At 69.0% G+C, this 14152-nt stretch carries 14 protein-coding genes; 4 read left to right on the forward strand and 10 right to left on the reverse strand.

Going from position 1 to position 14152, the window contains the following annotated elements; all coding sequences use genetic code 11:
• The first annotated feature begins 19 nt into the window (after positions 1–19).
• A complete protein-coding gene (locus AB0D12_RS06350) occupies positions 20–1279 on the forward strand; it encodes a PP2C family protein-serine/threonine phosphatase (protein ID WP_362677637.1) in 1260 nt (419 codons plus the stop codon).
• Here AB0D12_RS06350 and AB0D12_RS06355 read toward each other — a convergent pair.
• From AB0D12_RS06355 to AB0D12_RS06375, 5 genes are all read right to left on the reverse strand, one after another.
• Positions 1258–1578: a GYD domain-containing protein gene (locus tag AB0D12_RS06355; RefSeq protein ID WP_362677639.1), complete on the reverse strand. Its 321-nt coding sequence runs from the start codon at positions 1576–1578 to the stop codon at positions 1258–1260. The genes AB0D12_RS06350 and AB0D12_RS06355 overlap by 22 nt on opposite strands.
• Positions 1579–1680: 102 nt before the next feature.
• Positions 1681–1902 carry a hypothetical protein gene (locus AB0D12_RS06360; protein WP_362677641.1) on the reverse strand — a complete coding sequence of 74 codons (222 nt, stop codon included), beginning with the start codon at positions 1900–1902 and terminating at the stop codon, positions 1681–1683.
• A complete protein-coding gene (locus AB0D12_RS06365; RefSeq protein ID WP_362677642.1) occupies positions 1902–2300 on the reverse strand; it encodes a hypothetical protein in 399 nt (132 codons plus the stop codon). Before AB0D12_RS06365 ends, AB0D12_RS06360 begins: the two co-directional genes overlap by 1 nt.
• A gap of 55 nt (positions 2301–2355) precedes the next feature.
• On the reverse strand, positions 2356–3849 hold the full coding sequence (locus AB0D12_RS06370; protein ID WP_362677644.1) for a HAMP domain-containing sensor histidine kinase: 1494 nt from the start codon (positions 3847–3849) through the stop codon (positions 2356–2358).
• Positions 3846–4556 carry a response regulator transcription factor gene (locus tag AB0D12_RS06375; RefSeq protein WP_362677646.1) on the reverse strand — a complete coding sequence of 237 codons (711 nt, stop codon included), beginning with the start codon at positions 4554–4556 and terminating at the stop codon, positions 3846–3848. The genes AB0D12_RS06370 and AB0D12_RS06375 overlap by 4 nt, the downstream gene beginning before the upstream one ends.
• Positions 4557–4817: 261 nt before the next feature.
• Between AB0D12_RS06375 and AB0D12_RS06380 the strand changes: the two genes are divergently transcribed.
• Positions 4818–6770 (forward strand): nitrate- and nitrite sensing domain-containing protein, encoded by a 1953-nt coding sequence (locus AB0D12_RS06380; RefSeq protein ID WP_362677648.1) that lies wholly within the window; start codon positions 4818–4820, stop codon positions 6768–6770.
• Positions 6771–6863: 93 nt separating this feature from the next.
• On the opposite strand, the gene AB0D12_RS06385 is transcribed toward AB0D12_RS06380, so the two are convergent.
• The 4 genes from AB0D12_RS06385 to AB0D12_RS06400 form a co-directional block, all read right to left on the reverse strand.
• Positions 6864–7160, reverse strand: a complete 297-nt coding sequence (locus AB0D12_RS06385; protein WP_362677650.1) for an antibiotic biosynthesis monooxygenase — start codon at positions 7158–7160, stop codon at positions 6864–6866.
• Positions 7161–7201: 41 nt separating this feature from the next.
• The gene (locus tag AB0D12_RS06390) at positions 7202–8002 is read right to left on the reverse strand and encodes a DUF72 domain-containing protein (protein ID WP_362677652.1); all 801 of its coding nucleotides are present in this window, start codon (positions 8000–8002) and stop codon (positions 7202–7204) included.
• A gap of 68 nt (positions 8003–8070) precedes the next feature.
• Positions 8071–8895: a glutaminyl-peptide cyclotransferase gene (locus AB0D12_RS06395; RefSeq protein WP_362677654.1), complete on the reverse strand. Its 825-nt coding sequence runs from the start codon at positions 8893–8895 to the stop codon at positions 8071–8073.
• Between the two features lie 56 nt (positions 8896–8951).
• The gene (locus AB0D12_RS06400) at positions 8952–10556 is read right to left on the reverse strand and encodes a polysaccharide biosynthesis tyrosine autokinase (protein ID WP_362677656.1); all 1605 of its coding nucleotides are present in this window, start codon (positions 10554–10556) and stop codon (positions 8952–8954) included.
• Between the two features lie 434 nt (positions 10557–10990).
• Here AB0D12_RS06400 and AB0D12_RS06405 point away from each other — a divergent pair, with 434 nt between their 5' ends.
• Together AB0D12_RS06405 and AB0D12_RS06410 are read left to right on the forward strand one after the other, a co-directional pair.
• Positions 10991–12106 carry an NAD-dependent epimerase/dehydratase family protein gene (locus AB0D12_RS06405; RefSeq protein WP_362678011.1) on the forward strand — a complete coding sequence of 372 codons (1116 nt, stop codon included), beginning with the start codon at positions 10991–10993 and terminating at the stop codon, positions 12104–12106.
• An 11-nt stretch (positions 12107–12117) separates the two neighbouring features.
• On the forward strand, positions 12118–13128 hold the full coding sequence (locus tag AB0D12_RS06410) for an MraY family glycosyltransferase (protein ID WP_362677658.1): 1011 nt from the start codon (positions 12118–12120) through the stop codon (positions 13126–13128).
• A 43-nt stretch (positions 13129–13171) separates the two neighbouring features.
• Here the strand turns inward: AB0D12_RS06410 and AB0D12_RS06415 are convergent, their stop codons facing one another.
• A complete protein-coding gene (locus AB0D12_RS06415) occupies positions 13172–14149 on the reverse strand; it encodes an NAD-dependent epimerase/dehydratase family protein (RefSeq protein ID WP_362677660.1) in 978 nt (325 codons plus the stop codon).
• Positions 14150–14152: the final 3 nt, after the last annotated feature.

The raw sequence follows: 14152 nt of genomic DNA on the forward strand, positions 1-14152 counted from the left end.
GGGAGTTGCGGACGCGAACATGAGTCAGACCCGAGACGATCAGCACGACCGCCCACGGATCTGGAAGCTCAGAAAGCGGACTGCCGGCACCGGTGCGCCGGCCAGGCCGGACGGCAGCCCGGGGGAAATCCTGGCCGCGGGGGCAACGAAGCTCGACCAGCCGCGCACCGCCGCCCTCCTCGCCGGCGCCCCCGCGCTGATCGTCTTTGCGGTTGCGCTCCTCGCCCTCATCAGCGGAGCCGGGGCGACCTGGTTGCCGCTGCTCGCCGTCGGACCCACGCTGGCCGCCGCCACCAGCAGGCCGTCGGGAGTCCTCCGTATCGGCTTCATCGCCGTGGCACTGGGCGCGGTGTTCGGCGTACGCGGCGGTGCGCCGGGCCGTGAGCAGGCAATCGTGCTGTCCGCACTGATAGCCGTCACCCTCGCGGGCAGCCTGGCCAGCGCGCTGCGCGGGCGTCGCGAACGGGTGCTGGAAGCCGTCCGCTCAGTCGCCGAGGCTGCTCAGCACGCCCTACTCAAGCCCGTGCCTGCCACTGTCGGGCAGTTCCAGGTGGCTGTCCGCTACAGCGCCGCCGCGGCGGAGGCCCGAATCGGCGGGGACCTCTACGCGCTCGTGCCCACCCCTCACGGGATCAGGCTGATCGTCGGTGATGTGCGTGGCAAAGGGCTGCCCGCGGTGAGCACCGCCGCGCTGGTGCTCGGTGTCTTCCGCGAGGCCGCCTATGACGAGCCGGATCTCCTGGATGTCGTCGGCAGGATCGAGCGGAGCCTGGCGCGCAACCTTGGTCCCGACGACTTCGTCACCGCCGTTGTCGCCGGGTACGCCGGGGCCGGGCGCATGGAGATAGTCAACTGCGGACATGCCCCTCCGCTGCTGGTTCGCGGATCCGACGTCAGGGCTGTCGAACCGACCCATCCGGCTCCGCCTCTCGGGCTGAACGCCCTCACCGGTGAGACCCCCAGCCTTCAGGTCCTGACTTTCACCGACGGAGACCAGTTGCTTCTCTACACCGACGGGGTGACCGAGGCCCGCAATCACAGTCGTGAGTTCTACCCGCTCATCGAGCGGGTGGCACGGCATGTGTCGGACGAGCCGTCCCGTACCGTCGCCGCGCTGCACAACGAGCTGCTGGCGCACGTGGGCGGCCGCCTCCACGACGACGCGGCGCTGCTTCTGCTCCGCAAGCCGGCCGTTGACCGAATTCCGGTCGGCCCGTGTGCGGCGGTTCAGGGCGCGTCCACAGAAGCGATGACGCGTCAGGCGCCGGGTGCGCGGTAGTCCACCTTCTGGCGGACCGCCTCGTCGATCTCCTCGGGCGTCAGCAGCACGACCATGCTCGTGCGCACGCCGCCGGCCGCCGACACAACGAGACCCAAGGCCGCGGCGGAGGCGTTGCTCGGCAGGTCCACCGTGACATAGATGTCCTCCTCGCCGAATGCCCAGTACATCGATTCGAGCTGACCCCCCAGGCTCTGGACCATGCGCTCGACGACCTCACGGCGCGCCGTAGCGCCTTCCTTGAGCAGGCCCTTCAGCCCATCCACGGTCAACCTGGCTCTGACAAGGTATTTCGACATCGGCCTCCGCCTTTCACACGGTGCGTCCATCGTCGCCCTGCGTCAGCGCGACTGCATCCCGACAGGCCGCGGGGTGGCCGTCCCTGCGCGTTCTCCGCCCGATCAGCCCCGCCCGTCCTCCGCCGCCGCGGATTCCGCTGCGGCAGCGGCCGACTCGGCGGCATCCACGAGTGCCTTCATGTCGGTGACCTCTGCGGGGCTTGTGGTCACGGGGCCGTCGGGCGTACCGCCGACTTTCTCGTCGCTGTTCTGCCCGCAGCCGGTGAGGGCCGTGAGGAACAGGAGGGTCGCCGCGACGGCGGTGGCGGTGCGTCGGCGGGACATCAGTTCTCGCTCCCGTTGTTGTTCGCCTCGCACCAGGTCTTGACGGCGGTCAGGTCCTTCCGGCGCTTCTCGAGGGTGGGAACGAGCGAGCGGCGGAAGGTGAGCTTGTCGTTGAGGTAGGTCTCGATCTCCGTGTGACCGGCTGCCTTGGCGTTCTCGACCCGCTTCGCCAGCCGCGCGATGGAGCCGCGCTGCGTCGCGTTCCCGTCGAGGCGGGCCAGGGCTCGATCGAGACGCTTCTCGATCTTCGGGACCCGCTTGCAGAGAGCCTGGGCGCCGTCGCCGGTGGGCGCGGCGTCCGGCGACGGTGTCCCTCCGCCGGCGGAGGCCGTGCCTGCCGCGGCGAGCAGCGCGGCGACGGCGGTGAGAGCCAGGGTGGCGGTCTTGACGGTCCTCATGGCGGTTTCTCCTCCGGAACAGGGCGAGGCCCATCTGCCTGCGCCTGCCGAGAAGTTAGGAGCCGTCCTTGTGGAAACCTTGTGGGCGCTGGGCAGTTCCGGTCAGCCAGTCCCGCTCGGCCGGCAGGAGGATCTCGGTCTGCCTGCTCTCCCGCACCGGGAGCCGCACCTCGATCCGCGTGCCGCCGACGCCAGGGCGGTCCTGGACCTGTACACGGCCGCCGTGCAGGGCGGTCTGCTGCGCGACCAGGGTCAGGCCGAGCCCGGAGCCGGGGCTGTCCGGTCTGCGCTCGAAGCGATGGAACACCGCATCGCGGCGTGGCGGCGGGATGCCGGGCCCGTGGTCGTCCACCGTCAGTACGGCGACCGAGCCCGTGGGGTGTCCGCCCGCTCGAAGGCCCAGCTCGATCCGGGCCCGTCCGTCGCTGCCCCGACCGTGAGTCAGGGCGTTGGCCAGGAGGTTGTCGACGATTGTCCGTACTCCGGGCTCCCATGCGTGCACGCTGAGGCGCGGCATCACCGGGACGGTGATCTCCGCTGTGGGATGCCTGCGCCTGGCGTCGGCGACGGAGGCGTCGATCACTTCGGTGAGGTCCACCGGACCGAAGGCATCGGCCTCGACCAGGTCGCCCCGTCCGAGTTCCCTGAGCATCACCAGCAGGCTCAGCAGCCGGGCGTGCTCGGCCCGGAGATCCCTCAGGACCTCGTCCCGGTCAGCCGATGCGAGGTCGGGATGCTCGGCGAGGATCTCCAGGTTCGTCTGCATGCTCATCAGCGGGGTGCGCAGTTCATGCGCCGCGGCGGAAGCGAACGACCGGGCTGTGGTCAGGGCACCCGTGGTCCGCGCGGCCTGCTCGTCATAGCGGGCCAGTACGGTCTGCAGCGTACGGGCGAGGTCGTCGACCTCGGTGACCCCCGTCCGGCTGTGGTCGAGCCGCGCCGCATCCACCCTCGGATCGAGGCCGCTGGTGCGCTGTTGCAGTCGGCGCAGCGGGCGGCCGGCCCGCGAGGCGACAGCCAGAGCCAGCAGCCCGGACAACGGCGCGGCCAGCAGCGCCACGGTCACCACGCGCCGGCGTACGAGAGCCAGTTGGTCCTCGCTCGCGGTATCGGGGGAGAACAGCCACAGTGTGCCGTCGACACCGGGGCGCGAGCCCTGCAGACGCACTGACAGCACCCGCCAGCTCCTGGCCCCTTCCTCGACGGTGACCGGCGTCCGAGTGCTCTGCGGAAGTGGTACGGAAGCATCGGGCTGCGGGCCGCCCGAGACGGTGCCCCGCGGCCCGGTCAGCCGGATACCGACATCCAGGCCGGAGGCGTACAACTGCCGCTCACGGGCCTGCTCGACCGCAGCGGGACGGTCGGCGGCGGTGGCCCGCAACAGCCGGCGGGCGTCCCCCGCGGCCACTGCCGCACGCTCCCGTAGATGCGCGTCCTGCTCCGCATGCAGATCACGGGCGACCAGCCGGAGCAGCAACCATCCCGCCGCCAGTACCAGAACCGGCACCGTCACGCCAATGGCGAGTGCGATACGCGTCGACAGCTTCACGCGCTCCGGCCCCCGTTGTCCGGGCGCAGGACGAAACCGACGCCCCGCACGGTATGGATGATCCGTGCCCGGCCGCCGCTCTCCAGCTTGCGCCGCAGATAGCTGACGAAGGTGTCGACGGCATCCGTGCGCACCTCGAAGTCGTACCCCCAGACCCGCTCCAGCAACTGGTCCCTGGTGAGCACGATCCCCGCGTTGCGCGCCAGGACCTCCAACAGCTCGAACTCCCGCCGGGTCAGCACCAGCAACTCGCCGTCCAGCCTTGCCTCCCGGGCCGCCGGATCCAGCACCAGAAGGCCGATGCGGACCATGTCCGTGTCCCTCGGCGGCCGCCGGCGCAGCAGCGCCTCCAGCCGCAGCACCAACTCCTGCAACGCGAACGGCTTGATCAGGTAGTCGTCGCCACCGGCCTGCAGCCCCGCGATGCGGTCCGCCGTCTCGTCCAGCGCCGACAGCATCAGTACGGGCAGGTCGTTGCCGTCGTCGCGCAGCGCCCGGCACACCTGGATTCCGTCGAGATCGGGCATCGAAATATCGAGCACGACCACATCGGTCGGCTCCCGGCGCACATGGACCAGGGCGGGCCGCCCTCCCTCGGCCAGCGCCACCGCGAAACCGGCCAACCGCAGTCCCCGCTCCAGCGAACGCCGGATCGCCGGATCGTCGTCCACCACCAGCACCCGTCCCCGACCGACGTCACCACCCATCCGCGCCTCCCGCCCTCTCGGCTCCCTGCACCACACCGGCACCCACCCCATCGTGTACCAGCAAACAGCCGGATCTGCGTCCGTCAGGATCCGGTCGGCTGCGGATGTGGGCCGCCCAGGGCCGTGGGCACGGCCGCTGCGTTACGAAACGGTGGCGTACGGTGCCCGCCGCGGCCCGGCCTCCTGTGAACCAGTAGCAACCAGACCCTTACCCCCGAGAAACCACGCCGGGCACCCCGGTTCGTAACGTCGTCGGATGTGATGCGCATCCAGCGACGCCTGTTACAGCAACCGCCCGCTCTGCCCGGCTGGGGCACGATCCGCGGCCGTGTGGCCATCGTGCTCGCCGTCCCCACCTGTCTGCTGCTGGTCGTGACCGGCCTCGGCGTCGCCGACCGGGCTGCCGACTGGTCCGCGGCGCGCGAGACCGCCGGCCGAGTCGAGCTCCTCCTCAAGGCCCAGGACCTGGTGCGTGAGCTCCAGCGCGAACGTGGCCTCACCAATGGCCTGCTGGGCGGCGCCGCGAAGTACCGCGACGACGTCGATGTCCAGCGCGCACGCACCGAAACCGCCCGTGCCGGATTCGACGCCCTGCTCGGGGCGGGGGCCGCGGGAGCGGACACCGCAGACGCCTTACGGGAGGCGCTCGCCCCGGTCGCGGCACTGGCCGCCGTACGCCGCCAGGTTGACGGCGGCACTGGTCAGCGCGCCCCAACCCTGGCCGCGTACACCAGGGCGATCGATGGACTGATCGACGCCGCAGCCGCGGAACCGGCTCGCGGTGACCGCCGCCTCGCCGAGGCGATGGGCGCCTGGCAGGCCCTCGTCCGAGCCACCGAGGCCGTCGCTCTTGAGCGCGGCTCCCTCAACGGGGTCTTCGCGGCAGGGCGTTTCAAGGGGAGCGAGTTCCTCGACTTCACCGAGGTGCGGGCGGCCCGGCTGGCCTTCCTGGCCCAGTACGCCGAACTCGCCACCCCCGCCCAGCAGTCCGCGCTCGACGCCGCCTTCGCCACCGCGGGCGCCCGGCGGGCCATCGGCTACGAGAAGCGGGCCGAGGGCGGAGCCGATGGCAGCCGGCTCGCCGTGGACCCCGGCACATGGTGGTCGTCGATGACCGCGCTCGTCGACCAACTCCATGGCGTTCAGCGGCAGATCGGCGCCGAAGTCCGGGTTCGCGCGGACCGGTTCGGGGACGAGGCCACCGGCCAGCTGGGCGGCTTCATCGGCCTCGGTGTGCTGATCCTCGCGGTCGCGGCCGCACTCGCCGTGCTCTCCGCCCGCTCGATCACCCGGCCGCTCGTCGCACTCGCCGATGAGGCCGACTCGGTCGCCCGTACCGGGCTGCCCGCCGCTGTCGCCCGGATCCAGGAGGCCGAGGCGGACGACGAACTCGACTCCGGACCGTCCCGCAGGGTGCCTGACAGCGCCCGCGAGATCACCCGGCTCGCTACCGTCCTGCACAATGTCGAGCACACTGCGATAGGTCTTGCGACCGAGCAGGCTGTGCTGCGCCGCAACAGCTCCGAGTCGCTCGCCTCCCTCGGCCGCCGCAATCAGGCACTGCTCTCCCGCCAGCTCGGCCTGATCACCACGCTGGAGAGTCAGGAGATCGACCCGGACGCACTCGGCGAGCTCTTCGAACTCGACCACCTGGCCACTCGCATGCGCCGCAATGCCGAGTCGCTGCTCGTGCTCGCGGGGGAGGAGCTGCCGCCGCGGACCTGGTCGGGACTGGTGTCGGCGGCCGAGGTGGTGCAGTCGGCGATCGCCGAGGTGGAGCAGTATCAGCGCGTCGCCGTGGTCGACGTACAGGAGGGCCGGATCCGCGGCCGGGCCGTCGCCGAGCTCTCCCATCTGCTCGCCGAACTCATCGAGAACGCCCTGCTCTTCTCACCGCCTACGCGTCCGGTCGAGGTCTACGGCTGGCGCGACGGCGGCGAGTACTGCCTCGCGGTCGTCGACCGCGGCTCCGGGATGACCGCCGAGGAACTGACCCGTTCCAACGCCCGGCTCGCGGGCCGGGAGTCCTTCCTGGTCGCCCCCACCCGCTATCTCGGCCACTTCGTCGTCGGGACCCTCGCAGCCCGGCTCGGCGCCCAGGTCGAACTGCGCCCCACCCAGGGGCAGGAGGGAGTCTGCGGAGTCACGGCGTACCTTGCCCTGCCGACCACTCTCGTCGATGTGCCGCAGGCGCAGCCGGCGACGGCCGGCTGATCGTGTCCGCCGCGCCACGGTCGGTCCGGGGCCATGTCTCCAGTGGCCCCGGAGGCAGGGGGGAGTCCGGCGGCGGTGAGCGCCGCGGCGGTCTCAGGCGGAGCCGACGCCGAGCTCGCGGCCGCGGTAGAAGCCTTCGCGCTCCTCTACGACGTAAGGGGCCATGGCCGCACGCCGCTGTGTCTCCGCCTCGGAGGCCCGCCAGGAATCGCACGCCTCTCTGGTGTCCCAGAACGACACCCCGGTGATCTCCCGTCCGTCCTCGGACCAGTACGCATAGGCGCGGCGCAGGCCTTGCGGGTGCGGAGCAGGGCGCCAGACCCTCTCGAACTCCTCCAACGCGCCCGGCTTGATGCGGCGCGTCGTCACCCAGACGAAATGCTCCTCCATCGCAGCCTCCTCTGGAACGCCGGTTCGACTCGACGGTCATCTCATCGTAGGTCCGTGGCTCCGCTTCCGCCCGCCGCCAGGACCGACGGCGTACGGCTCACTGTCCGGCCCAACGCGGCCGCTGCCCGGGCGAATTTCGCGGCGTCCACGACCGCCGCACCGCCCAGGTCGTTGTTGAAGTACACATACACATCGTCCTCGTCCGGCCAGGCGTCGGAGATGCGTCGGGCCCAGGACTTCAGCGCTTGGCGGCCGTAGCGCGGCGGGGGCTCGGCGATGCCGCCGTGCAACCGCACGTACCCCCACGAGGCTGTACGCCACAGTGGTGTCACCGGGCGGGACCCCCGATCCGCCCAGCACAGTGCGCTGCTGTGCCGTTCCAGCAACTGCCGAAGCTCCCGCTCCGCCTCCCACCACGAGGTGTGGCGGAATTCGACGGCCACCCGGACCGTGCCGGGAAAGCAGCTCAGGCAGGCATCCAGAGCCCCGATGTCCTGCCGGAAGTTGGGCGGCAGTTGCAGCAGGACGGGCCCCAGCCGATGGCCCAGGCCCTCGGTCCGGTCCATCAGCCGGCGGACCGGCTCCTCGGGGTCGTGCAGCCGCTTCACATGGGTCAGATAGCGACTGGCCTTGACCGCCATGACGAAGCCCTCCGGCGTCCGCTCCCGCCAGGAGGCGAAGTTCTCCGTGGTGGGAAGCCGGTAGAAGGCGTTGTTGTTCTCCACAGTGGCGAAGTGCCGGGCGTACTCCTCCAGCCACAGCCGCTGCGGTTGCTCGGGCGGATAGAGAACGCCGCGCCAGTCCTTGTACTGCCACCCCGAGGTTCCGACGAGCATGGGCATGGTCAGATCCCTGCCCATGAGGCAGCGGAATGTCGCCGATCAGCACTGCAATGGCCCTGCATGTTGAGTCACCTGGGAACGAAGGCGACCCGGAACATCTTGGGCCACCACTTGCCGGTGAGCAGGAACTGATGGGTCCCGGGAATGGCCGCGATACCGTTCAGGACGTTCGCGCGCCGCCTCTCGGCTGCGCTGAGCAGTGCCGGAACATCAATGTCGCCGGTCACCGTGCCGGTGTTGGCGTCGATACGCACAATCCGATCGGCAGACCAGACGTTTGCGTACACGAGGTCACCGACGCATTCCAGCTCGTTCAGCAGGCTCACGGGCCGCCCATGAGCGGTGACGGCAACCTCCCCTGTCTTCGCGAGTGTTCCGGGGTCCCGAAACGTGAGGCGGGAGGAGCCGTTGCTCGTCACCAGCCGGTCGCGGTGCCGCTGGTGGCACACTCCCCAGCCTTCGTCCCGGTAGGGGACACGGCGCAACTCGGCCAGCGTCCTCGCGTCCCGTTCGACCGCGACACCGTCCTGCCAGGTGAGCTGCCACAGAGTCGGCCCCATAACGGTGATTCCCTCGCCGAACAGCGGCAGGGGCAGATCGGCGCGGACCGCGGGAGGCTTGCCGAGCGGCCCCGCCCGAACCGACGACTGTCCGGCCACGCCTGTGCTCTCGTACAGCATGCCGCCGGTCATCTCCAGGCCCTGGGTGAAGGCCTTCGGGTCATGGGGCAGGACCTCGACGACCTCCACCTTCAACCGCTCGACCCCTGCCGCGGCCCGCCCATGCATGCCCGGGCCGCGGCCCTCGGCTCCGCTACCCGTCCCGCACGACGGGACGAGCATCCCACTGACCAGGGCCACGACCACGACAGGGATCGCCGGTGCCAGACGCATGACGCCTCACACCGGCACGGTGGCCGACAAGAGCAACCCTGCCCCGCCCGACCGGCTCACGGACGCTCGCTCCCAAGGCGTAGTTGCCCCGGCGTCGGCTCGCCGCCGTTGGGGGGCGAGGGGACGACCGAAGGGGACAGGCTGTCCACGAACACCGGCCGGGTCACCTGGTTCTGCGGTCGTGTCGTGGCCGAAGCCGGCGTCCCGTGCCTCTTGGCAGCGGTCCCTCGGCCGGGGACCACCGCCGCAAAGCGCGACGACACGAGCGCGGTGAGTCGTTCTGTCGTGTTCTGCTTCGGCCGGTACTTGTACGCATAGCCGTATGCATCGCCCTCCCCGCGTGCCGGAGCGCCATTCATGACGGCCCCCAGCACAGGGACGTTGACGCGTTCGAGGATGCGCAAGGCGTCGACGACCTGGCTCCTGCTTGTCCGCCCGGCGCGCGCCACGAGCAGGTAACCGTCAATTGCGGGTGCCATCGCTGCCGTGTCGGCGAAGGGGAGCACCGGAGGGGTGTCCACCACGACATGGTCGAATTGCTCGGCAAGAGTGTGCAGCAAGGAGCCGAACTGGGTGCTTCCGAGGAGCTGCGTCGGGTTGGGCGGAATCATCCCACTGGTGAGCACGGAGAAGGACCCGGCCGACTGCAGTACCTGATGCAGTTCGGCCTGGCCCACCAGAGCTGTGGTGAGCCCGGCATCCCTGACCAGGCCAAGGGCTGGAGCAATCGATGGGCGGCGCAGGTCGCAGTCGATCAGACACACCCTCGCGCCCTCTTCGGCCAGTGTGGCGGCCAGGTTGACCGACACGCTGCTCTTGCCCTCACGGGGCAGCGGGCTGGTGACGGCGATCACCTTCGGCCGCTGGTCCACGTCCGCGAACTGCAGATTGACCCGAAGCTTCCGGAAGCCCTCCGCACGAGGACCGTGCCTGTCGTCGCGCAAGGAGACCGGCTGCCGTACAGCTCGCGGGTCCTGCACGATGCTGGACAGCACGGGAGGCCCCCCGGCCCCTGCCAGGCACTCGGCGAGGGCTTTGGAATCACGCATCGACGTGTCCACTGTCTCCAGTGCGACACCCAGGCCCAGCCCGAGAACCAGGCCCACCGCCAGACCGAGCGCGACATTGAGAGTGGTGTTCGGGGACGAAGGCGCGGACGGCACGGTGGCAGGCTGGGTGACGGTGAGTCGCACCGGGGAAGCGGACTTGCTCTTCTCCGGACGTTCCAGCTCTCTGATCACCTGTGCGAAGCGAGCGGCGACCGCGTTGCTCATCCGGGCAGCTCGTGACGCCTGGGTGTCGGTGACGGTCAGACGGACCAGCACCGTGTTGAGCGGCGCCTCGGCCGAGATCCGCTCAGCCAGCTGAGACGGCGTCAAATCGAGCTGGAGGGATTTCACGACCGGCTTGGTCACCTCCGGGCTGGCCGCCACATCGGCGTAGGACTGGACTCTCGCCTGGGTGAACGCGTTCCCCTGATTCAGCTGGGACGTGTCGGCACCACCCTGGAGGGAAGCGAACAGCGTGGTCGTTGCCCGGTACTCGGGAGTGGCCAAGGCACTTGTCAGGATGCCTGCCCCCGTCCCCAGCAAAGCCACAAGGGTGATGACGTGCCATCGGCGGGAAAGGACTCGTAGGTATTCGCGCAAATCCAAGGCCATCCCCGATCGGAGTGAGTGAGTGGACAGTCACGCTAGGACCACGCTGAGGGATTTGGGGCACATGGCATGCATGCTCGCGCTTTAGTACCCCAACGGAGTGCACGGGCGTCCCCTCGGCGGCGCCCCCATGTGATTCAGCGCGGTCTCCACGAAACTCGGGTCGGGGACGCCGTCCTTCAGGGGGCGGACACCGTGATGACGCAGACATTGTTGCCGCCGACACGGTGAGACCTCTATCTGCTTGCCAACCAGAATGTTTCGGAGGAATATGCCTGACACTCGCTCGACGCGGTTCCCGTCCATCTCTTGAGTGACACTTGTCAGGCGAATGGAGCCATCTCGGCCGCCAAGGGGGCACGAACGGGCTAATTGCGGGTTCCATTCATTCTATTTGCGTTATCCCCGGTTATCGTTGCCATGCGTCGCCGGTGCACATGCCCCCGGCAACGCCCCACCCGCAAACCTGGAGTGACGGCGTGATGGATCGTCCGAAGTACCTGGTCACCGGAGGAGCCGGCTTCATCGGTTCCCATCTCGTCGATGCGCTGCTGGCACGTGGTGAGCCGGTCGTCGCACTCGATGACCTCAGCACCGGACGCCTGGAGAACCTTGCGCATGCGCGCGAGCAGGGTAACTTCCAATTCATCCAGGGCTCGGTACTGGATGCGCCGCTCGTAGACGATTTGGTGCGTGCATGTGATTTTGTAGTGCACCTGGCGGCAGCCGTAGGCGTGAAACTCATCGTCGAACAGCCGCTGAATTCCTTCACTATCAACACCAAAGGCACCGAAACCGTCATCGGGTCCGCTCACCGCTATGGCCGAAGGGTAATCCTGGCCAGTACATCGGAGATCTACGGCAAGAACTCCTCCGGACCGCTGAACGAGACCTCCGACCGCATCCTGGGCAGTCCCTCCGTCCCGCGGTGGTCCTACAGCACCGCCAAGGCGGTCGACGAAATCCTCGCCGAGCTGTACCGCAGGGAGTACGGACTGCGTGCCACCATCGTGCGGTTCTTCAACACCGTCGGTCCCCGGCAGAGCCCCGCCTATGGCATGGTCATCCCGAGATTCGCCCGTCAGTCGGTCCGGGGAGAACACCTCACCGTCTACGGCACCGGGCAGCAGAGCCGCTGTTTCCTGCATGTCGCGGATGTGGTCGAAGCGCTCCTGTCGCTGATCGACCTTCCGGATTCCGTAGGTGAGACCTTCAATGTCGGCAGCGACGAGGAGATCAGCATTCTGGATCTCGCGGAGCGGATCATTGCCTGCGCCGAGAGCACTTCGTCCGTGCACCGTCTCTCGTACAGCGAGGCCTACGGACCGGGGTTCGAAGACATGGAGCGTCGCGTCCCCGACACCACGAAACTAAGGGCCTTCACCGGCTGGCAGCCGCAACGGAACCTCGACGATGTGCTGGCGGACGCCGTCGCGGATGCCCGAAGCGAGGTGAGGCGGCAGGTACTCGGGCTTGTCGCCGACGGCCAGGCCAGGGGGGAAACAGACAATTCCACCGGCCAGACCGTGTTGGCGGGTCCATGTCCGGTCTGAGCCCCTGGTTGGTGTCGGCAGTCGCGGGGCTGGGGGCTCTGCTCATCGCTGCCCTGCTGACCGAGCCACTGCGGCGGCTGGCCCTGCGGCGCGGATACACCGACCAGCCGAATGCACGCAGAATCCATGTCCACCCCACGCCTTATCTCGGCGGCATCGCGGTCGCGTTTGCCACCCTGTGCTCCGCGAGTGTGGCGACACTCGCCGCGAAGGAGCACGACACCACGGTTGGCGTCGTGCTCACATGCGCTGCGCTCATCGCCGTTCTCGGCCTCGCAGACGACCTGCGTCCGCTCAGCATCCGTCTTCGTGTCTGCATCGAGGCGGCGGCAGCCCTGGTGGTGGTTCTGTGGTGCGGCCATCCCGTGCTCTTCGGTACATGGCTCGACGTGGTCGTCGCGGTCGCGTGGATCCTCTTCACCACCAACGCCTTCAACCTGCTGGACAACATGGACGGCGTGGTCTCCACCGTGACCGTGGTCACCGCGGGATTCCTCTGCTGCGCCGCTCTCTCCGGCGGTCTGGTGGGCACTGCCTCGGTCATGGCCGCCCTGGCCGGGGCGTGCGCAGGCTTCCTCTTCCACAACTGGCATCCGGCGCGGATCTTTCTGGGTGACGCGGGCTCGCTTTTCGTGGGCTTTCTGGTGTCGTCCGCCACGGTGTCTCTGCACAGGGACAACGGCGCCCTGTCCGGGTACACCAGTCTGTTCCTCGTCACCTTGGTCGTCACCGCGGACACCGGACTGGTCATGGTCGCGCGACGCAGGGAGGGCAGACCTGTGCTGCAGGGCGGTAGGGATCACATCGCCCACAGACTCCGTCGCTTGGGACTGACGGTTCGTCAGGTAGCCGTTGTCATCGGGGGCTTCGCGGCCATGACATGCCTGACAGCGGTGCTCGTCATGTTCAAGGTCCTCCCGCAGAACGCCGTGCTGGTCACGGTTGTCTCGGTCACCCTGGTGGCCTCGGGGCTGCTTCTGAGGGTCCCTGTGTATGCCGTGAGCGCGGACGCACAGAGCTGAGGGGAGCCACGGTGTGTCGCCGTGGCTCCCCTCAACTCTGTCGTCAGCCCACTTCCACCGTGAGGGACTTGGCCGGTGGCAGCTCGGCGTACTCGGGCAGGGTACGGAACCAGCGCACCGTCTCGGCCAGTCCACGCGGCAGCGGCACTTGGGCGACATCGGGGAAGAGCTCGCGCAGCAGACCATCCGCGGCCTGGGAGTGGCGGACGTCTCCCGCCCTCGCCGCCTCGTGCCGGATGTCGGCCGGCGACCCGATGATTTCCGCGAGCTGCTGGGCGATGTCGATGAGGGGCACCCGGGTACCGAAGGCCAGGTTCACCGGACCGGGGTACGCGACCTTGCGCAGGACCGCATCGGCCAGCACCCTGACGACGGTTCCCACATACGTGAAGTCCCGCGTCTGCAGGCCGTCGCCGAAAACCCTCGCGGGCGTGCCGCGCAGCATGGCATCGATGAAGGCCGGGATCACGGCGGCATAGGCATGGCCGGCCGGCTGCAACGGCCCGTAGACGTTGAAGAACCGAAACGCCAGAACCCGGAGGCCGAACGAGGCGCCGTAGGCGAGGGCATAGGACTCGGTGGCGAGTTTGCTCGCGGCGTAGGGGCTCATGGGCTGGGTCGGCAGCTCCTCATGCTTTGGAAGCACGGGAACGGCACCGTAGACCGAGGAGGACGAGGCGGCGACCACCGGGAGGCCTGCGCGTCGGCAGGCCTCGAGGACGTACACCGTCCCGGTCGCATTGACGTGATGACTGGCGACCGGGTCCGCCAGCGAGCGCGGCACGGACGGGCGGGCTGCGAGGTGGACGACAGCGTCCATTCCGGCGACGACGCTGTCGAGGAGGTCGGGGTCGAGAATGCTGCCCTCGATCAGCTCCGCGTCGACTCCCGCCAGGTTGGCTGCGAAACCTGTGCTCAGGTCGTCCAGAGCGATGACCTTGCCCACAGTCGGGCGGGATGCAAGCTCTCGGCAAAGGTTGGCGCCGATGAAGCCGGCGCCTCCCGTAACAAGGACGTTCAACAG

The sequence above is a fragment of the Streptomyces sp. NPDC048479 genome, from assembly GCF_040651435.1.
In the GTDB taxonomy this organism is placed as follows: Bacteria; Actinomycetota; Actinomycetes; order Streptomycetales; family Streptomycetaceae; genus Streptomyces.

Coding starts and splice junctions, on each gene's coding strand:
- AB0D12_RS06350 (WP_362677637.1), top strand. CDS start 20: ATGAGTCAGACCCGAGACGATCAGCACGACCGCCCACGGATCTGGAAG.
- AB0D12_RS06355 (WP_362677639.1), bottom strand. CDS start 1,578: ATGTCGAAATACCTTGTCAGAGCCAGGTTGACCGTGGATGGGCTGAAG.
- AB0D12_RS06360 (WP_362677641.1), bottom strand. CDS start 1,902: ATGTCCCGCCGACGCACCGCCACCGCCGTCGCGGCGACCCTCCTGTTC.
- AB0D12_RS06365 (WP_362677642.1), bottom strand. CDS start 2,300: ATGAGGACCGTCAAGACCGCCACCCTGGCTCTCACCGCCGTCGCCGCG.
- AB0D12_RS06375 (WP_362677646.1), bottom strand. CDS start 4,556: ATGGGTGGTGACGTCGGTCGGGGACGGGTGCTGGTGGTGGACGACGAT.
- AB0D12_RS06380 (WP_362677648.1), top strand. CDS start 4,818: ATGCGCATCCAGCGACGCCTGTTACAGCAACCGCCCGCTCTGCCCGGC.
- AB0D12_RS06385 (WP_362677650.1), bottom strand. CDS start 7,160: ATGGAGGAGCATTTCGTCTGGGTGACGACGCGCCGCATCAAGCCGGGC.
- AB0D12_RS06390 (WP_362677652.1), bottom strand. CDS start 8,002: ATGCCCATGCTCGTCGGAACCTCGGGGTGGCAGTACAAGGACTGGCGC.
- AB0D12_RS06395 (WP_362677654.1), bottom strand. CDS start 8,895: ATGCGTCTGGCACCGGCGATCCCTGTCGTGGTCGTGGCCCTGGTCAGT.
- AB0D12_RS06400 (WP_362677656.1), bottom strand. CDS start 10,556: ATGGCCTTGGATTTGCGCGAATACCTACGAGTCCTTTCCCGCCGATGG.
- AB0D12_RS06405 (WP_362678011.1), top strand. CDS start 10,991: ATGCCCCCGGCAACGCCCCACCCGCAAACCTGGAGTGACGGCGTGATG.